The sequence below is a fragment of the Catelliglobosispora koreensis DSM 44566 genome (genome assembly GCF_000379685.1).
Classification (GTDB): Bacteria; Actinomycetota; Actinomycetes; order Mycobacteriales; family Micromonosporaceae; genus Catelliglobosispora; species Catelliglobosispora koreensis.
In genome coordinates this window covers 133,644-150,316 of sequence record NZ_KB903292.1, presented here as the reverse complement: position 1 = coordinate 150,316, position 16,673 = coordinate 133,644, and the positions used below count along the sequence as shown (strand labels likewise).

Genomic DNA, 16,673 nt, shown 5'->3' with positions numbered 1-16,673 from the left:
TTGCATATAACTTGCAACAAGGCGTTGGTATGGTCGGGAGATGCGGCTCGAACCCGGCACAAAAGCCCCAGCCTGGACCCTTCCGACAGCTGACGGAACCAAGCTCAGCCTCGCTGACCTGCGCGGCAAGAAAGTGATCCTCTACGCCTACCCCGCGGCGATGACCCCCGGCTGCACCAAGCAGGCCTGTGACTTCCGCGACTCACTCGCCTCGCTAACCGCCTCGGGCTACGCCGTCATCGGCATCTCCCCGGACACTCCAGCCAAACTGGCCAAGTTCACCGAACGCGACGCGATCACGTTCCCGCTGGTGTCCGACGAAGACAAGACAGTCCTCAACGCTTACGGCGCCTTTGGCGAGAAGCAGAACTATGGCAAGACCTATATGGGAGTCATCCGCTCCACCTTCGTCATCGACGAAAAAGGCGTCCTGACGCACGCGTTCTACAACGTCAAGGCAACCGGTCACGTCGCCAAACTCCGCCGCGACCTTGGCCTGGACTAACTGTCAGACCACTTGGCTACGGTCTCGCCGTGGCCAAGTACACGAGGGAACTTCTAGCAGAAGCGGCCGCCCAATCCACAAGCGTTACTGGGGTTTTACGCCTGTTAGGCCTGCGCATCGCAGGTGGAACCCACTATCACATCAGCAAGCGCATGCGCGCCTTTGGCATCGACACAAGTCACTTCACTGGCAGTGCGCACAATCGCGGAAAAGCAAGCGGCAGGCGTGTGCCTCCCGGAAGGCGCCTCGTTGTGTTGCCGCCCGGCACGACCCGCATGCCGGGCGACCGGCTCTTGCGTGCCCTCCTCGCCATTGGCCGCCCAGAACGTTGCGGCGAGTGCGGCCTGCCAGCGATCTGGAACGGTAAGCCACTGCGTCTCCAGGTCGATCACATCAACGGCGATTTCCTCGACAACCGGCAGGAGAATCCTCAGCTGCTATGCCCGAATTGCCATAGCCAGACCCCCACGTTCGGCAAGCGCAAGCGGGAGCAGCTAGACTCCGTAAACATTGCGGGAGTGGCGGAATGGCAGACGCGCGGGTCTTAGGAACCCGTGTCTTCGGACGTGGGGGTTCAAGTCCCCCCTCCCGCACTTTTCTTACGCTCCGCCGCCGCCTTCGTTGCGGCCGTCGTCGAACAGGACGGTGAGGAGCGCGACTCCGCCAAGGCTGACGGCTAGCCAGACACACAGCAACGTGAGCACGGTCTCGCCCGTGAAGCCCTGCTCGGAGAAGACGCCCAGTGGGGCGATGACACAGCCCGCTAACCACGCGAGGCCGGTGAGCGCGATCAAGATCCGGCGCCACGGCGCGAGGGGTGTCCGCACGCTCGAAGTGTAGGCGCCAGTGTCCAATCCCGACTCAGGTGAGCGCGGTCAGGTGCCCGAAGATGATGATGTTGTCGGAGTAGTTCTGGGTGCGCTCGTCGAAGGTGCCCGCGCACGTGACGAGTCTGATCTCGGAACGGTCCGTCATGCCGTAGACCCGGGTGGCTGGGAATTGGGTCTTGGGCACCTGCTCCACGGAGTCGATCGTGAACGTGGCCACGCGTTTGTCTTCGCGTTCGATGCCGATCTGGTCGCCGGGTCGCAGGTTGCGTGTGTAGAAGAAGACGCCGACGGCTTTCTTGGAGTCGGCGTGTCCGATGAGGACGGCTGGCCCGATTTCCCCAGGGGCGACGCCGCCGCGGTACCAGGCTGCCCGGTGAGCTTCTTCAAATGACGGGACTTTGAGCTGACCGCTGGCATCGATGTCGGTGGTCAGCACGACAGCGCTGAGGCGGATCTTGGGGATGTTGATGCGCGTCGGTACTGATCGGGGCAGGAAGAGGCGCGGCGCGTTGACGGCTCCAGTAAGCGATGGCGGAGCAGTGGCGGAGATGACGGGCACGGGCAGGTTGATGTCTTCTGGTGTGCTGGAGAACTGCCGGATTCCCCAGCCCGCCAAGATGATCGAGCAAAGCAAGGTCAGGGAGCGGATGCGCCGGTAGTGGATTGGCCGCAGGCGCCGCCTGGGCCTGCTCACATCGCGCGGCGGCGGCGCAGCAAGAGTGTGGCGCCACCGAGCAGTCCGGCTGCCGCGATGGCGGCGAGTCCGAGGGTCTTCCCGCTTCCCGTTTGGCTGAATCCGCCGCCGGTTTGCGGTGCTCCACTCGGTGTCGCTGTGGGCGGCTTGCCCGCCACGACAACAAGAGCGGTCCACGCCTCAGTGATGGTCTGTGGCCTACCGTCCACGTCATCCACGATGATGATGCAGGTGAAAACTACGGGATAGTTTCCCGGCGCCAGTCCATTGAGGAGCGTGAAGTTGAACGCGCCCTGAGGCTGGCTCGCGAAGGCGCCACCACCCTGGAACAGGGTTGGGTCTCCCGGGAAGGAGACGAGCCCGGTGGGGTGGCTGCACTCGACGGTGATGGTGACGGCTCCTCCGGCGAACGCCGGAACCGGGTCGACGACGGCACCCGGTGCCACGGCAAGAGCCGAAGCCGGCGTCAGTAGGCCGATCGCGGCCAGGATTCCGCCAACAAGAAGAAGTTTGCGCATTATTTGTCCCGCTTTCGTCCCCGTTAGCCCGGACTATAACGGGACCGGTCCCGCTAGGCCGCCATCAACACGGTGACCAAGGTGCCGAGCAGCATGAACGGTCCGTGCGGGATCGCGCCCTTCATGGTGATGCGCTGCGCGAGCAGCATGCCGATGGCGAACAGTCCGGAAAAGACAAACCCGAGGGCCGCGCCGTAAAGGGTCGGGCCCCAGCCGTACCAGCCGAGAATCAAACCCAGGCTGAGGGCGAACTTGCCATCACCTAACCCCATGCCGTTCGGGGTGACAACAGACATCAGCAGGTACGCCGAAGCTAACGCGAGGCAGCACAAGAGTGCCCGCCCGACGCGGTTGATATCCCCGAACGCGAGGATCAGCAGTCCCCCGCCGAAGGCCAGAAACGTGAGCCGGTCCGGCAGCCGGTGCACCGCGACATCGATGCAGATCAGTGCGATGCCGAGCACGCTGATCCACGCGATGGCCGCCAGCGCGAGCGGATCGCTGATGCGCCAAGCGAGCAAGGCTAGAACGGCCAGCGCCAGCAACTCCACGGAATATGGAAATGGGCTGATTGCCACCTGGCAATGTGGACACCGGCCACGCGGGCCAATAAGGCGGATTGACATATAGCACTTTGGACAAAACTGTCGCCAGGGAGTATCACTGGGTACCGAATGTAAAAAGATGACTCCACGGAGTGCCGGAATCAGCAGGACGGCCGGTAGCAAACCGGTCATAGTCCATCCTGGACTCATCTCTGACCTGGGATTTCTGTTAACGATCTGACATTGAATGCTGTACGTATGGACATCATTCACCCCTTGTTACATCGGTAAGAGTCATCGTACGATCGGCCCTCGGGAACGCAACCGGCGTCACGGCGAGGGGATCACATGAACCCAAATAGCCACAGTGGACGTACGGCAGTGCTGACCGCCGTGCTTATAACCACAGCATCCCTTTTCCTTTGGGGGTGCACCTCAAATCGCGTAGAAGACGTCCCTAATAAACCGCCCAAGGCTGCCGCACCCGCGGGTGCGCCGGCAAGTCTTAGCCCCAAAGATCAGGAAACTGTCGACAAAGCGTGGGCTCGTTACCTAACGCTGAACTCTATATACGTCAAGGCATCTCAGACCGGCGCCTATGATTGGAATGCCGATCCCGCGAAACGGCCGATGTATGAATACGCGGCCGGTAAATTTCTGTCCACATTGGAGCGCGATCTCGATTTCATGCGTGAGCAAGGGATTGTGCGCACGGGAGAGCCGAAGATCACGCTGCGCCGCGTTGTTTCCGTGAGCGCGACGTCGATCCTGGTTGAGTCGTGCGTGGACGACAGCGCCACTGACGCGATCAACAAGGCGACGCGCAAATCCGTTGCCGCGCCTTCGCAGAACAAGATTTATCCCGTCACGCTGCGGGCTGGGCTTTACGCCGATAACGCGTGGCGGTGGGTGGAATCATTCGCTGATCGGACGTCGACATGCTGACCCGGCGGCTTTTCGCGGTGCTCGTGCTGATGACGGCCTACGTTGTCGTCACCCCATCGGTCGCGCGCGCCGACTACATTTACTGCCCACCTGACAACGGCCCCTGCATCATCATCGTCGGCGGGGGCGGCGGCGGTGGAGGCGGCGGAGGCGGCGGCGGAAACGGTGACGGCGCCGCCCGCTGCTGGCACGAGCAGCTCGGCTTCATTTCTTGTTACCGCAACGGAATGGGCTGGTACAACCACACCAACAGCTGCTACTACGAGCGGCTCGAACTGTCCATTGACGACCCGCTGTGGGGTGGCAACGACCCGTCCGACGGCTACGTCTACGCGGTCTGGTGCTGGTTTGGCGCCTCTGGCGGCTGGCAGATCACCGACTATGACTACCGGACGAGTAACCCACCGGGGTGGGGTGGTCAGCCGTCACCCATAAGCCTGGCGCTGCAAGCGATCAACCGGCTGCCCATGGAGAAACCCAGACTGGGTCTGGCCCCCAGCCCGTCGGGATCGGGGCTCGTTGGCCTGCCGGTCTGGATGTGGACCAACGATCCGGGCGTGACGTGGGTCCAGACCCCTAACCGCATCAGCGCGACCGCCTCGGCCGCTGGGGTCTCGGTAACGGCGTGGGCCTATTCGAACCGCATCGTCTGGAACATGGGCGACGGCACCGAGGCTCATTGCTTTAACCCAGGCATCGCCTACACGTCATCGCGGTGGGACGCGAAGTCGCCTGCCTGTGGCCACGTCTACCGCAGGCCGTCGCGCAGCGTTGGCGGCGCCTACACCGTCACCGCCACGACCTGGTGGAGCGTGCATTGGGAGGGCGGCGGCCGCTCGGGTGACCTCCTCATCTTCCGGACCGACTCGACAACATTGCGCATCGAGGAACTGCAGGTGGTAACCGAATGAGCGTCGCTGAGCGAACATCAACCCGTCCCCCGGCGGCCCCAGCGCCGATCGGCGTGGCGAAGCAAGCGCCCCGGCGGCGGTCCGTCATGCAAGGAGCCCTGGCCGTGCTGCTTATCGCGGCCGGGGCCTTGACCGCCGCCTACGTCGCCGAGCGCATGGGGTCCACACAGGACTTTCTCGCCGTGGCACGGCCCGTTGGCGCGGGTGGGCAGATCCAGGCCGCTGACCTGATCAAGGTGAGGATCAACGACGCTGTGGGGCTCAAGCCCATCCCGGCCAATCAAGCACCCAACGTGATCGGCAAACATGCCGTGATGGCGCTCGTTCCGGGGTCGTTGCTGACCATGGATCAGCTGACCGACATCCCGGTGCCCCGCCCGGGGCATCAGCTCATTGGCATCTCTCTTGGCGAGAACAGGCTGCCGGTTGGGTCACGGATCAAGGCCGGGTCAGCAGTACTCCTCGTCGTGCTGCCCAAGGACGCGCCCGGCAACAGTCAGGCCGGAACAGATCTGGTGCCACCACGGACGATCGCCGCGACAGTCATCGACATCAGGCCGCCATCTGGTGATGGCTTCCGCGGGGGCACCCTGGTCAACCTCGAAGTGACCACAGTGGACGCTCCGACGGTCGCCGCCCTCGCCGCGGACGGGCGCATCGTCATCTCGCTGGGCGGGAACTAGCCGCCATGCCACTGATCGCTTTGGTCTCCGCGAAAGGCTCGCCCGGTGTTTCGACCGCGGCGTTGGCCTTCACGCTGACCTGGCCCGCACCAACATTGATGGCCGAGTGCGACCCGGCGGGCGGCGACCTGCTCGCCGGATACCTTGCCAAATATGAGCTCCCGCCAGATCGCGGGGTGCTTCCCCTGGCGACGTCAGCGATCCGGGGGCATGCCGAGCAAGATCTGCCGGGACAGCTGATCGACCTCGATGCCCCACGCCAGCAGCGCATGGTGTTGCCGGGCATCAACGACCCGGGGCAGGCGGCGTCGCTCGCCCCTGGTTGGGACCGCCTCGGGGAGTTCTTCTCGATCCTGCCAACCACCGTGATCGCTGACTGTGGGCGGCTTTGCGTCCCGCATGCCCCGATCGCGCTGCTCGCTCGCGCGAGCTTGGTGCTCATGGTGGTCAATCCCAAGTCGATCCGCACGTTGTCACCCGCTGTCCCAGCGATCGCCCGGCTTCGGCGCGAGGTGCCACACACCGAGGGACCCGATAGCAATCTGGGCCTTTTGCTGGTTGGTGATGGGATCGCTCCACGCGAGATCACACGGAACCTTCAAGTGCCCGTGGTCGCCCGGCTCTCGTGGGACCCGGCGACCGCCGCGGCGCTCAACGGCGAAGGCAAGGGCCGCACCCGCGGGCCGCTGATGCGCTCGGCTCTGGCCGCGCACAAGAGTGTCCAAACCGCGCTTTCCGCGCGGCGCACGGCACAGACCGCGATCGCCTTGCGTGACACCGATTCCCTGCCCGTGGTGACACGGTGAGCATCCCCCGGTTCGTACCCAATCCGCCGCCGGCTGAACATCAGCTGGCAAGGGTCAACGGGCATGCCCGTGAGGTCCCGCTCGACTACGCGGTGGTGCGTCAGCTGCACAACCGCGTTACGGACCGTATTACGGGGTTGCTAGCGGACGCGGCGAATGTCACGCCGTCCTACCGCAAGGAACTGGCACAGCGCGTGGGACGGGAAGTCATCGCGGAATACGCCATCGCGATGGCGCACGCGGGACAGCCCGTCAGCCCGGCGCAAGAGAACGCTCTGCTCGACGCGGTCGTGGCCGGAATGTTCGGCGCTGGAAGGCTTCAGCGTCTCCTGGACGACCCGTCGATCACCAACGTGCACATTCTTGGCTGTGACCAGGTGCTGCTGCATCACGCCGACGGTTCCAAGACGCGGGGTGAGCCGGTCGCTGACACCGATGACGAACTGATCACGATGCTGCAGGTGCTCGCGATGCGGGTCGCGGCGACGGAACGCCAGCTCTCAGAGTCCAATCCGGAACTGGATATGCAGTTGCCCGATGGCTCGCGTATGACGGTGCTGTACAAGGTTTCCCCGCGGCCGGTGGTCTACATCCGCAAGCACACACTTTTCACCGCCTCGCTGGAGCAGTTGCGCGACCGGTGGGGAATGATCGACCACTTGCTCTACCGCTTCCTGACCAAAGCTCTAGAGGCGGGCGCGAACATCATGATCGCGGGCCTTGCCGCGTCGGGGAAAACGACTCTGCTGCGTGCCCTCGGGCGCACCATCCCGGCAGGCGAGCCCTACATCACCCTCGAAGAGTCCCGTGAGCTCGGCCTACACGAACCGGTCGGCACCAACTGGGTCATCAGCCTGGAATCGTTGCAGGGACACGGAGAATACGACGCTCAGGGCAAGCGGCGCGGCGAGAAGACCTTGCACGACATGATGCCGATCACCCAGCGGCTCGGGGTGCGGCGAGTCATCGTCGGTGAGACCCGTGGCCGCGAGATCGTGCCGATGCTGCGCGCGATGACGGTCAGCCGTGGGGCTATGTGCACCATCCACGCCCGGCAAGCGCGCGAGGTGATGGACTCGATCGTTCAGCTCGCCTGTTCCTATGGCAACGATCTCGGGGCTGAGCAAGCGCTGCGGATGGCGGCGCAAGGCATTGACCTCATCGTCTACACGTCTGTAGTGGACGAACGGGCGATTGGTGGCGACGAGCACCGGTTCGTCTCGCATGTCATCGAAGTCGGGGGTATGCGAGACGGAAACGTCGTACTCACCACGGTTTTCGGTCCTGGGGTGGATGGGCGGGCCGTTCCCCGGCATCTGCCTGAACGCATCAAGGACGATCTCCTCGATGTGGGTTACGACCTGCGTGAACTAGTCCCGTTTATCGAGGCTGGTGCCAATAACAAGGGTGCTTGGGTGCGCGAGCTAAGGACGAAGCGGGTGCGCCAATGATTCAGCTACTCGCGGCGTTGTCGTTCATTTTGCTCGGTGCGGGCATCGTGCTGGCGATCAGTTTCCTCGCCGGCACGCGCCGCCCCATCGGGCCGACGTCGCCGTTTCAGCGTCAGCTCAAACAGTTCTGGACCGGTGGCGGCCGCACCGCCCGGCAACGCCGGCTGCACCAGATTTTGCTCATCGTCGCGATCGTCGCTGGTGCGGCGACGTGGCTGTTCACCGGCTGGCCGATCGGCGGGCTCGTCGTCGGGGTCGCGATTCCTGGGCTGCCGTGGCTGTTCTCGGCGGCATCAGCGGAGAAGAAAGCCATCGCCCGGCTGGCCGCGCTCGAAGCGTGGACCCGGCGGATCAGTGACTATGTGCGTAACGGCATCGGTTTGCAGGCCGCGATCGTGGCCACCGCCCGCACCGCGCCGCCGCTCATCGAATATGAGGTGCGCACGCTCGCGGCGCGCATGCAGGCGGGCGTCGACCCGGTGGAGGCGTTGCTGGCCTTCGCCGAAGACCTCAACGACTACAGCGCCGATCAAGTGGTCGCACCGCTGATTTTGCAACTGTCAGACGCCGGTGACGGGCTCTACCACGCGCTTTCCGACATCGCTCATTCGCTGTCGGAAGAGATTTCCACACGCGCGACAGCGGACAGCGAGCGCGCCAACGCCCGCTACACGGTCCGTTTCCTCACCGGGGCGACGATCGCGGTCATCGCCTTCGGGGCGATCAGCTCCAACTATTCAGCGCCTTACCGGACCGTCATGGGACAGCTCATCCTGGTCGCGCTGGCGGGCGTCTACATCGGGCTGATGCTGTGGATCCGGGCGCTCTCGCTGCCTGAGCGGCTTCCCCGGCTCCTGCATGCGGAGGGAGAGCGATGATTTTCGACTATTGGCTCGCCCTGTCCATTGTGGGCGGTGCCGTCGCGGGCTTCGGGCTCTTCCTGCTAGCCATTCAGTTCGTACCAGCCACGCCCGCCCTGGGCCCAGCCCTCAAGCGGCTGCACCCCAACGCGGCTCCGACGGCGGCCAGCGTCACGGCGGAACGGCTGCCCGCCCCGAGCCGTTGGCCCGCAACCGATCTGGCGATTCTCGCGCGGACCCCCGAGCGGCACACGATGACGATCGCGGTGGCCGCCGCGAGTGGGTTCGTGCTGCCCCTGGTGCTCGCGTTATGTGCGCTGATCCTCGGCATCCAGCTGCCGTTCACGATTCCGGTCGCTGTGAGCGTGGCACTGGCCGCCTTGCTCGGTTACCACGCGCACCACAGCATGCGGTCCAACGCCAAAGCCGCGCGCCGTGAGTTCGTTCAGGCGCTCGCGGTTTACACAGCGCTGACAGCACATCAGGTGCGGTCCGGCCACGGGGCGGTCGAGGCCATGGAACGGTCCGCCGCGATCTGCACCGGCTGGCCCTATCAGCGCCTGCGCTCGGCCTTGCTGACCGCACAGCTGCAGATGCGGCCACCGTGGGACGAGCTCAAGTCGATGGCGGCCGCCATCGATGTCGTGGAACTGGCCTCGTTTGCCGACATCATGCGCAGCGCTGGTGCCGACGGAGCCCAGGTCTACTCAACACTGCGGGCACAGGCTTCTTCACTGCGCGATCAGTTGCGGGTGAAGACGTTGGAGGCGGCCAAAACCAGGACCTCCAAATTGGACATCCCGTCCACGCTGCTCATCATGATCATATTGGTGCTCATTGGGTACCCGCTAGTTATTAGTGTTTTCTCGGTTCGATAGAGGAGTATGCATGTTATTGAAACTGTATACGCGCCTTCAGCTTCTGAAGCGCGACCGTGGTGAGGGACCCGTCCCCTACATCATCATCGTGAGCATCATCGCGATCCTCGCGGCGGCGATCGCCTACACGCTCAGCGAAACGGCCGACAACTGGCTCGACACTGTGCCGGAACCATCACCATGACGCGTCGGGGATCGAAGGCTAGGCCGGATCGCGGAAGCGGTCCGGTCGAGCTCGCGATCCTTGCTATCCCCCTGCTCGTGATGACCTTCATGGTCGCCCAGGCGGCCTTCGTCTTTTACGCCCGGTCGACCGCGCTGGCGGCGGCGACCCAAGGAGCGAATTCCGCCCGCTCCTACAACGCGAGCCCCAACGCGGGCATCGACCGGGCGAACAACTTCCTCGTTCAGGTACGCGGTGGTGGGCTGCGTAATCACACCGTGAGCCAGACCGTCAACGCGAGCGGCACCGAGGTGACTATCACGGTGACCGGTGACGCTCCCTCGATCATTCCCTTTTGGACCTACCACGTGCGCCAGCGCGCTACCGGCCCGGTCGAAAGGTGGGTGCCGTGAAGCGCCGCGACCGCGGTTCAGCCGCACTGGAGCTGGCGATCCTCGCCCCAGCCGTGATCGCCATCTTCGTGGTGGTCGTGATCGCTGGCCGAGTCGTGATCGCGCGGCAAGTCGCCGACGCGGCGGCCTTCAGCGCGGCCCGCACGGCGAGTTTGACCCGCACAGCGAGCGCGGCCGCGACCGAAGGCGACGCCGCGGCACGGGAAGCCCTTAAGTCGCAAGGGATCGAGTGCCTCACACTCACGGTCGCCATCGACACCAGCGAGTTCAGCGCACCGATCGGCGCTTCGGCGACGGTCACGGCACGGGTCACGTGCGTGGCCAACCTCGGTGACGTCGCCTTGCCCGGCATGCCCGGAACCCTGACGCTGGTATCGGAATTCACCAGCCCCATCGACCGTTACCGGAGCCGGTCATGAGCCTCAGACGCGAGAAAGACGACGGCGGCAAGGTCGCCGTGTTCTTCGCGATCATCGCCATGGCCTGGATCACTTTGCTGGGCTTGGTGATCGTGGGCGGTGGCCAGCTACGGGCCTTCCAGCGCGCTGACAACGTGGCCGCCGAGGCGGCCCGCGCGGCTGGGCAGGCCATCGATCCAACGAAAGCTATTCCAGGCGGGGACAAGGTTATCGACCCCGGCACCGCGACAGCGGCGGCCCTTGCCTATCTCACCGACGCGGGGGCGACGGGCGAGGTAACGGTGCTGCCGGGTGGGACACAGCTGCGCGTCAAGGCCACGATCACGTATGCCAATCCGACCGGGGTCGGGAAAGCGACGTGGGAAGCGACCGGCTACGCCACGGCAACTCTGCTCATTGGCTGAGGAAGGGGGAGGCATGAACTGGTTACGGCGCTTCATCACGGGCGTCTTCGCGCTTGCCATCACGTCCGGCATCATCGGTGGCGCTCCGGTGCTGCTTTACCGCGTGGCCGGCAATCCCCTGCCCAAGCGCGTCCCGTCGGTGGACCAAATCATCGAGGCTTTGACGTCCCAAGACAACGGCACCCTGTTCATGAGAATTCTCGCCATCGCCGGCTGGCTCGCCTGGGCGACGTTCACGATAAGTGTGCTGATTGAAATCCCTTTCGCCCTCAAAGGGCGCCGGGCTAGGCGCATCCCGGGGCTCAAGGCACAGCAGCGGATCGCTGCAGCACTCGTTGGCGCGATGATCGCCATCTTCGCCGGATCCAGTCTGGCGAGCGCGAAGGTCGCTCCTGTCCCCGCGCGCCAGCCGGCCGTCGTGGCGATGCAGGCGGCACCGCAGGCCCTGGCGCCCCAAACGTTCTCGCAACAGGCTGCGGCAGAACAGGTTTACGTCGTGGCCAAGGGCGATTACCTGGGCCGGATTTCGCAGCGGTTCACCGGTGACTTCGAGTCCTATCGCGACATCGCCGCGCTCAACCCCAAGCTCATCCGCAACCCGAACCACATTCAGCCCGGATGGCGTCTCGTGCTGCCGTCCAACGCCAGCGATCGTGGTGTCATGAGCCACGCGACCGGCCAGGTCATCACGCCGGCCGCCCCGGCTCAGCCAACGCAACCCGCTCCCACGCAGCCCGCTCCGACCCAGCCGGCCCCTACGCCGCCGGTCGTTCCCTCCCCATCGGTGCGGCCAACGCTGCCACCCAGCCCGACGTCAGCGGCTCAAACGCCTGCCTCCCAAGCGCCTCAGCAACAACAGCAAGCGCCAAAGCAGGACGAGTCCAAAGACGACAACGGCGCGTCCAAAGGCCTCGCCGCCGGAGCCGGACTCGCGGCGGCCAGCGTGCTCGCCGCTCACGTCATCGTGCACCGCCAGCAGGTCAGGCAACGCCGGCAGCCGAAGGTACGCCGTCGCCGCCCGGCCGGAATCTTCCTGCCCCCAGCGCAGATGCTGGCCGCGGACCGGGCGGTCGCCAAACACCGTGCGGCAGACCGGCTCGACGCGGCGATGCGCCGGCTCGCCCTCGGCATGCGCGGGCGTCCCGCCCAGGACATGCCCGATATCGCGGCCGCTTGGCAAAACGGCGGCGACCTGGCGATCATCCTGACCGCCGAGTGTCCACACCCACCGGAGCCGTTCGAGGAGCGCTGGCACAACACATGGTCGCTGCCCTCAACGGTCAAGTTGCCGGAAGCCAGCTGGGCGCCCTCGCCGCTGCCCGGTCTGCTCACGTTCGCCACGTGGCCACAGGGCGGTGAGCTTCTCGTTGACGGTGAGCGCACGGGACTGCTGAGCATCACGGGCGATCCGCATGGCGGGGACGATTTGCTGCGCAGCCTGGCCGCTGAAGCCGCGACCGCGCCGTGGGCAGATGGCGCCTCCGTGCTCATCGCCGGATTCAACAGCCTCGACACCCGCTCGCTGCTCGCCCTGAACCCGGCGCGGATGCGTGCCGCCGTTTCGATCCCAGACGCCTTGAACCGCATCGGAAAGCGGGCCGCCGCCAACGCGGCGATCCTGGCCGAGTCGCACATCCACGACACACTCCTGGCCCGGATCAACAACATGACCGAGGCGAGCTGGCTGACCCATCTGCTGTTCGTCGCCGACCCGTGGGGTGAATACACCAGTGCCTTGCGCGCGCTCGACGAGCAGCTCGCCGGGTTGCGCCGGGTGGGCGTCGCCGTGTTCGCGACCCATCCCACGGCGACGCGCTGGTCGGCCACGGTCGGCATGGACGGCGGACTGCACATGGGCTGGCTCGCGGTGACCGGCGCCACAGCACGCCAGCTATCGAGCGATCAGCTTGCCGCGCACGCGGAATCCGAACTATAACTGCAAAGGTGCGCTTTGAACTTGACCCGCCACTGACGCCCGCGCTCCGCCAGGAGATCATCGCCATGTGGACCGACGTGTCCAATGCCGGCGGTGCGGTCGGTTTCGTGCCACCGGTGACCCAGGAACAGGTGGCCGTCACGGCGAATGCGGCATTCGACGACTTCGAGGCCGGCCACGATCATCTCGTGCTGGGGTTTGACGATGACGGGCTGGCCGCCATGCTCTTCTTGGTCAGCCGCCGGTTCTATCTGTCCGAGCACTGGCGCACCGTCAAACGGGTGATGGTTCGCCCCGGTTCGCAGGGCAGCGGCTATGGCGCCGCCATCATGCGCGAGGGCGAAAGGGTCGCCAAGTCTCTCGGTCTCGAAGGTCTCTACCTGACTGTCCGAAGTGGACACAACATCGAGAAGTTCTACTCCCAGCTGGGCTACAAAGAAGTCGGCCGCCTGCCTGGGACGCTCAGGGTCGCCCCAGGCGATGACCGCGACGAAATCCTTATGTGGCTAGCACTGTGACGTCGTCGCCCACGCGAAGGGTGCCTTGCGTCCGCGCCACGAGGTTGACCCCAAACCGCAACTTCTGATCCACGTTGCGATGGCGGGCGAGGGTGCGCAACGGTTCCCTGCCGCGATCACCGGTGCCCTGATCCGTCGTCGTCACGATGCACCGCCCGCAGTGGCTTTCGGCCAGAAACGCCACTTCACCGATCTGAATCGTCCGGCCGATCCACTCATCTTCAGCGAACGCCTTCGCCCCGCTGATAACGACATTGGGCCGGAAGCGAGTCATTGGCAGGGGCGCTTCGTCGGGGCAGTCGCCTTCGAGGATCCAGTCATTGACCCGCGTTAGCGACGCCTCATTAGCAAGCAGCAACGGTGCCCCGTCAGCGAACGCGCACGAGCGCCGGGTCGGATCGTCGAGCCACACCAAATGGCACGGCCGGCCGAGCGCCTCACTGATCCACGCGTCGGCTTCGGGCCCGGCGTTCGTCGCCAGAACCGTTGTGCCCCAGATCGTCACCGGCCGGAGCCCGGCGCCGGGAGCCACGGCATGCGGGTCCAGGCGCGGGAACGACAGCTTCAAGCCATCGAGATCGGGCTCCGCCCGCAACAGTGCCAGCGTCGCGACATCGCGCTGCGTGATGGCCAACCCGTCGGGGTTCGTGATCAGCCAGCGCCGGTCGTCCACGAGTCCCCACGGCTGCACCACCGCCTCGGTGCGATCGATGGCGGTGCAGCCTTTAACGGGGTACACCGAAATCTTGCTCAGCCTCACGAAGGAGACATTACTCGGCCCATGGTGGAGTGAACGGTTCACCGCCGGGCAGCGCGGCTTTTCCACCCACAGGGAACACGGCCACCGCCTCAAAAGGCTCACCGTTGGGATTACTCAGAACAAAAGAAACATCAGCTGGTACGACGAGAGCGTCCCCCTCACGGATAACGTGCTCATCACCGCCAATGACAGCCAGAGCAGCGCCCTTCGTCGCGACGAAGACCTCCTCGTGCGTCAACGTGTGAGGCGCCCCCGCCGCGTGCGGGTTCAAGTGAATCCGCCACACCGCGGTTTGCGCCGAACCCCGGCTCGGCGAGGCCAGCCCCGTGAACGTCCCGTTGGGCATGTCGAATGTTGGTGCGGTTGTCCCCGGAATGAGGGGCATCTGTCCTCCTGAGATATACAACCAAGGTTGACAACCACAGTTGTATATCGTCTAATCGTCTAGTGTCAACTCCAGATTTCGGCATCCTGCTCGGCCTGGCCTATCAGCGATTCGTCATCGAGCTCAACGAGAGCCTTGCGGCGCAGGGCTTCACAGGGATCAAGCCGACGTTCGGCTACGTGTTCCGCGCCCTGGGCGAGCAAGCCATGACCACGGCACAACTTGCTGGCCGTTTGCAAATAACGAATCAAGGCATGGCAAAGATTGTCGATGACATGACAGAGGCCGGTTACCTGGAAAAGAATCACGACCCGGCCGATGCCCGCGTAAAACTGTTGAGCCTCAGCGTCCGTGGCCACGCGGCCCTCAGAGCGGCGCGTCGCTTTCACGCCAACTTTGAGCAGGAGCTTGGGGAGCGCAAAGCCGCCACCATCCGCAAACTGCTCACCGAAATCGTCGCCCAAGGCGGACCCGAAGACGATCTGACCAGGACTTTGCGTCCGTTCTAGGCCAACAGAAGTCCACAAAGGACTGAGGTCCGCGCCATCACGGGGGAAATGGCGCGGACCTCAAGTGCCCATAACGATACGCCGTGGCGCTGGAAACGCAAGAGGGTCTTCTTCAGTTCGTCGCGCTTTCGGGCGACCCTCCCCTCGCCCACCGCAAACCGTTGGGGTCAAAGGTGATCGAGCTACCGTTGCGGCCGGCGGATGCGGGAAACAAAGTTCCCTATTCCCCGATCGAGTTAACTGAAACGCTGTGCCCTAGCCAAACCGGTCGTCAACAAAGGACAGATCGACTGCCCATCACCCAATGGAACCGCTTCCAACGTCCGGAGCCGGCCGCGGCAACCATGCCGTAGGCCGTCCGCGAGGAAGCGACGCAGCTACCTAGTCGCAAACTCAGCTGACGGCTCGCGACTTACACCGAGCAACTGTCGGCACTGTCGCCAAACCGCCACCAGTCACCGACCCCGCTGAAATACGACGCGTGCGGAAGCCGCGGTCTCGGCTAACGACCTTCGCGGAACCGACGCTGAGACGACGTTGGGCGGCCTGTGCGGAAGTAACGGGGCGGAAGCGTCTGCGGGGCGAAGCGTGGTGGCCGATGCCGGGTTGGCGAGGTGAGCGAGGGCGGGAAAGCGGGTTGGCCTGGGTAGGCGGGGCGAATGATGGGCAACGGATTGCGGACTGAATGAAAGAATGCATACAGTGGCGTTGTGAATGATGCTGTTCGGGAGCTGGTGCAGAGCACGAGGCTGACCCCGACGCAGCGCCGCATTGCCCGAGAGCTGGTCAACCGGGCCGATGAGGTTGCTTACTTAAGCGCTGCTGAGCTGGCTGAACTCGCCCAGGTGAGTCAGCCGAGCGTGACCCGGTTCGCGATAGCGCTCGGGTTCGATGGCTATCCGGCGCTGAAACGCAAGCTGCGCGAAGTGGTTGGGCGTCCCACGGACCGGGAACAGGACGGGAATGACCTGCAACGGGCCGTCCGGGATGAAATGGCGAACCTTAACCGGCTCGCCGACAGTCTGGCTGACGAGCGCGCGATCCAGGCCGCGGCCGCTCTGCTGGCTGCCAGCCGGCCGTTGCCGGTGCTCGGGCTGCGCGCGGCGGCTCCGCTGGCCCGCTACTTCGGGTACTTCGCCGCGAAGATCCACCCTGAGGTCCGGGTTATCGATGACGGGGGCAGTTTGCTTCCCGAGCGGCTGGAACAGGCGGCCGGCTCAGGGGCGAAAGCTGTCTTGGGGTTCGCCCTCCCCCGGTACCCACGCGAACTTGTTGATGGTCTTAGCGAAGCCCGCACGCTCGGGCTTGGCATCGTGCTGATCACCGACTCGCCGGTCAGCCCGGCCGCGGAACTCGCCGATGTCACGCTCGTCGCGAGTGTGGGCTCACAGCTCGTTTTCGACATGCACACCGCGCCGATGGTCCTGACCATGGTGCTTCTTCAGGCGATGAGTGACATTGACCCGAGCGCGACTCAGCGGCGCCTGGAGAATTTTGAACTGTCCGCCGCCCGACGGCACCTCTTTGTGGAGTGAGAGTA

Annotated in this window: 23 protein-coding genes and 1 tRNA gene; 18 read left to right on the top strand and 6 right to left on the bottom strand. The window is 64.8% G+C overall.

The annotated features are described in order from the left end of the window. Positions 1 to 40 precede the first annotated feature (40 nt). The 3 genes from bcp (at position 41) to A3E1_RS0134840 (ending at position 1,098) form a co-directional block, all read left to right on the top strand. Positions 41 to 505: a thioredoxin-dependent thiol peroxidase gene (gene bcp / locus A3E1_RS0134850; protein WP_020525462.1), complete on the top strand. Its 465-nt coding sequence runs from the start codon at positions 41 to 43 to the stop codon at positions 503 to 505. A 29-nt stretch (positions 506 to 534) separates the two neighbouring features. Continuing rightward, entirely contained in the window at positions 535 to 1,053 is a 519-nt protein-coding gene (locus A3E1_RS46560; protein ID WP_083929767.1) for an HNH endonuclease signature motif containing protein, read from the top strand. Continuing rightward, positions 1,018 to 1,098: transfer RNA gene (locus A3E1_RS0134840), tRNA-Leu, on the top strand. The genes A3E1_RS46560 and A3E1_RS0134840 overlap by 36 nt, the downstream gene beginning before the upstream one ends. A gap of 6 nt (positions 1,099 to 1,104) precedes the next feature. Here the strand turns inward: A3E1_RS0134840 and A3E1_RS0134835 are convergent. The 4 genes from A3E1_RS0134835 to A3E1_RS0134820 are packed head-to-tail and all read right to left on the bottom strand — an operon-like array spanning position 1,105 to position 3,125. Continuing rightward, the gene (locus A3E1_RS0134835; protein WP_020525461.1) at positions 1,105 to 1,332 is read right to left on the bottom strand and encodes a hypothetical protein; all 228 of its coding nucleotides are present in this window, start codon (positions 1,330 to 1,332) and stop codon (positions 1,105 to 1,107) included. Positions 1,333 to 1,366: 34 nt separating this feature from the next. Further along, positions 1,367 to 2,029, bottom strand: a complete 663-nt coding sequence (locus tag A3E1_RS0134830; RefSeq protein WP_020525460.1) for a class F sortase — start codon at positions 2,027 to 2,029, stop codon at positions 1,367 to 1,369. After that, positions 2,026 to 2,547: a hypothetical protein gene (locus A3E1_RS47570; RefSeq protein WP_020525459.1), complete on the bottom strand. Its 522-nt coding sequence runs from the start codon at positions 2,545 to 2,547 to the stop codon at positions 2,026 to 2,028. The genes A3E1_RS0134830 and A3E1_RS47570 overlap by 4 nt, the downstream gene beginning before the upstream one ends. Positions 2,548 to 2,600: 53 nt before the next feature. After that, entirely contained in the window at positions 2,601 to 3,125 is a 525-nt protein-coding gene (locus A3E1_RS0134820) for a prepilin peptidase (RefSeq protein ID WP_157631938.1), read from the bottom strand. Positions 3,126 to 3,722: 597 nt separating this feature from the next. Here A3E1_RS0134820 and A3E1_RS0134815 point away from each other — a divergent pair. The 13 genes from A3E1_RS0134815 to A3E1_RS0134755 are packed head-to-tail and all read left to right on the top strand — an operon-like array spanning position 3,723 to position 13,479. Continuing rightward, the gene (locus A3E1_RS0134815; RefSeq protein ID WP_020525457.1) at positions 3,723 to 4,037 is read left to right on the top strand and encodes a hypothetical protein; all 315 of its coding nucleotides are present in this window, start codon (positions 3,723 to 3,725) and stop codon (positions 4,035 to 4,037) included. Further along, positions 4,031 to 4,948, top strand: coding sequence for a hypothetical protein (locus A3E1_RS0134810; RefSeq protein ID WP_020525456.1), 918 nt, complete (start codon positions 4,031 to 4,033; stop codon positions 4,946 to 4,948). The genes A3E1_RS0134815 and A3E1_RS0134810 overlap by 7 nt, the downstream gene beginning before the upstream one ends. Further along, positions 4,945 to 5,631 (top strand): SAF domain-containing protein, encoded by a 687-nt coding sequence (locus tag A3E1_RS0134805; RefSeq protein ID WP_020525455.1) that lies wholly within the window; start codon positions 4,945 to 4,947, stop codon positions 5,629 to 5,631. Before A3E1_RS0134810 ends, A3E1_RS0134805 begins: the two co-directional genes overlap by 4 nt. Before the next feature lie 5 nt (positions 5,632 to 5,636). Beyond that, positions 5,637 to 6,437 carry a P-loop NTPase family protein gene (locus A3E1_RS0134800; protein ID WP_020525454.1) on the top strand — a complete coding sequence of 267 codons (801 nt, stop codon included), beginning with the start codon at positions 5,637 to 5,639 and terminating at the stop codon, positions 6,435 to 6,437. After that, positions 6,434 to 7,888 (top strand): CpaF family protein, encoded by a 1,455-nt coding sequence (locus A3E1_RS43735; protein ID WP_020525453.1) that lies wholly within the window; start codon positions 6,434 to 6,436, stop codon positions 7,886 to 7,888. Before A3E1_RS0134800 ends, A3E1_RS43735 begins: the two co-directional genes overlap by 4 nt. Further along, complete coding sequence (locus tag A3E1_RS0134790; RefSeq protein ID WP_020525452.1) at positions 7,885 to 8,766, top strand: type II secretion system F family protein; 882 nt, start codon at positions 7,885 to 7,887, stop codon at positions 8,764 to 8,766. The genes A3E1_RS43735 and A3E1_RS0134790 overlap by 4 nt, the downstream gene beginning before the upstream one ends. Further along, the gene (locus tag A3E1_RS43730) at positions 8,763 to 9,626 is read left to right on the top strand and encodes a type II secretion system F family protein (RefSeq protein WP_020525451.1); all 864 of its coding nucleotides are present in this window, start codon (positions 8,763 to 8,765) and stop codon (positions 9,624 to 9,626) included. The genes A3E1_RS0134790 and A3E1_RS43730 overlap by 4 nt, the downstream gene beginning before the upstream one ends. A gap of 10 nt (positions 9,627 to 9,636) precedes the next feature. Continuing rightward, entirely contained in the window at positions 9,637 to 9,810 is a 174-nt protein-coding gene (locus A3E1_RS47565; RefSeq protein WP_020525450.1) for a hypothetical protein, read from the top strand. Beyond that, positions 9,807 to 10,202 carry a TadE family protein gene (locus A3E1_RS0134775; protein WP_020525449.1) on the top strand — a complete coding sequence of 132 codons (396 nt, stop codon included), beginning with the start codon at positions 9,807 to 9,809 and terminating at the stop codon, positions 10,200 to 10,202. Before A3E1_RS47565 ends, A3E1_RS0134775 begins: the two co-directional genes overlap by 4 nt. After that, positions 10,199 to 10,621 carry a TadE/TadG family type IV pilus assembly protein gene (locus A3E1_RS0134770; RefSeq protein WP_020525448.1) on the top strand — a complete coding sequence of 141 codons (423 nt, stop codon included), beginning with the start codon at positions 10,199 to 10,201 and terminating at the stop codon, positions 10,619 to 10,621. The genes A3E1_RS0134775 and A3E1_RS0134770 overlap by 4 nt, the downstream gene beginning before the upstream one ends. Then, a complete protein-coding gene (locus tag A3E1_RS0134765; RefSeq protein ID WP_020525447.1) occupies positions 10,618 to 11,025 on the top strand; it encodes a hypothetical protein in 408 nt (135 codons plus the stop codon). The genes A3E1_RS0134770 and A3E1_RS0134765 overlap by 4 nt, the downstream gene beginning before the upstream one ends. A 13-nt stretch (positions 11,026 to 11,038) precedes the next feature. Then, on the top strand, positions 11,039 to 12,961 hold the full coding sequence (locus A3E1_RS0134760; RefSeq protein WP_020525446.1) for a LysM peptidoglycan-binding domain-containing protein: 1,923 nt from the start codon (positions 11,039 to 11,041) through the stop codon (positions 12,959 to 12,961). 8 nt (positions 12,962 to 12,969) lie between these two features. Further along, positions 12,970 to 13,479 carry a GNAT family N-acetyltransferase gene (locus A3E1_RS0134755; protein WP_020525445.1) on the top strand — a complete coding sequence of 170 codons (510 nt, stop codon included), beginning with the start codon at positions 12,970 to 12,972 and terminating at the stop codon, positions 13,477 to 13,479. Here the strand turns inward: A3E1_RS0134755 and A3E1_RS0134750 are convergent. Beyond that, entirely contained in the window at positions 13,460 to 14,239 is a 780-nt protein-coding gene (locus A3E1_RS0134750; protein ID WP_020525444.1) for an MOSC domain-containing protein, read from the bottom strand. The two genes, A3E1_RS0134755 and A3E1_RS0134750, sit on opposite strands and share 20 nt — an antisense overlap. 10 nt (positions 14,240 to 14,249) lie before the next feature. Beyond that, positions 14,250 to 14,624: a cupin domain-containing protein gene (locus A3E1_RS0134745; RefSeq protein ID WP_020525443.1), complete on the bottom strand. Its 375-nt coding sequence runs from the start codon at positions 14,622 to 14,624 to the stop codon at positions 14,250 to 14,252. Between the two features lie 62 nt (positions 14,625 to 14,686). Between A3E1_RS0134745 and A3E1_RS0134740 the strand changes: the two genes are divergently transcribed. Continuing rightward, positions 14,687 to 15,133 carry a MarR family winged helix-turn-helix transcriptional regulator gene (locus A3E1_RS0134740; RefSeq protein ID WP_020525442.1) on the top strand — a complete coding sequence of 149 codons (447 nt, stop codon included), beginning with the start codon at positions 14,687 to 14,689 and terminating at the stop codon, positions 15,131 to 15,133. A 710-nt stretch (positions 15,134 to 15,843) separates the two neighbouring features. Next, entirely contained in the window at positions 15,844 to 16,668 is an 825-nt protein-coding gene (locus A3E1_RS0134735; RefSeq protein WP_020525441.1) for a MurR/RpiR family transcriptional regulator, read from the top strand. Positions 16,669 to 16,673: the final 5 nt, after the last annotated feature.

Coding starts and splice junctions, on each gene's coding strand:
- bcp (WP_020525462.1), top strand. CDS start 41: ATGCGGCTCGAACCCGGCACAAAAGCCCCAGCCTGGACCCTTCCGACA.
- A3E1_RS47570 (WP_020525459.1), bottom strand. CDS start 2,547: ATGCGCAAACTTCTTCTTGTTGGCGGAATCCTGGCCGCGATCGGCCTA.
- A3E1_RS0134815 (WP_020525457.1), top strand. CDS start 3,723: ATGTATGAATACGCGGCCGGTAAATTTCTGTCCACATTGGAGCGCGAT.
- A3E1_RS0134810 (WP_020525456.1), top strand. CDS start 4,031: ATGCTGACCCGGCGGCTTTTCGCGGTGCTCGTGCTGATGACGGCCTAC.
- A3E1_RS0134805 (WP_020525455.1), top strand. CDS start 4,945: ATGAGCGTCGCTGAGCGAACATCAACCCGTCCCCCGGCGGCCCCAGCG.
- A3E1_RS0134800 (WP_020525454.1), top strand. CDS start 5,637: ATGCCACTGATCGCTTTGGTCTCCGCGAAAGGCTCGCCCGGTGTTTCG.
- A3E1_RS0134790 (WP_020525452.1), top strand. CDS start 7,885: ATGATTCAGCTACTCGCGGCGTTGTCGTTCATTTTGCTCGGTGCGGGC.
- A3E1_RS43730 (WP_020525451.1), top strand. CDS start 8,763: ATGATTTTCGACTATTGGCTCGCCCTGTCCATTGTGGGCGGTGCCGTC.
- A3E1_RS47565 (WP_020525450.1), top strand. CDS start 9,637: ATGTTATTGAAACTGTATACGCGCCTTCAGCTTCTGAAGCGCGACCGT.
- A3E1_RS0134775 (WP_020525449.1), top strand. CDS start 9,807: ATGACGCGTCGGGGATCGAAGGCTAGGCCGGATCGCGGAAGCGGTCCG.
- A3E1_RS0134765 (WP_020525447.1), top strand. CDS start 10,618: ATGAGCCTCAGACGCGAGAAAGACGACGGCGGCAAGGTCGCCGTGTTC.
- A3E1_RS0134760 (WP_020525446.1), top strand. CDS start 11,039: ATGAACTGGTTACGGCGCTTCATCACGGGCGTCTTCGCGCTTGCCATC.
- A3E1_RS0134745 (WP_020525443.1), bottom strand. CDS start 14,624: ATGCCCCTCATTCCGGGGACAACCGCACCAACATTCGACATGCCCAAC.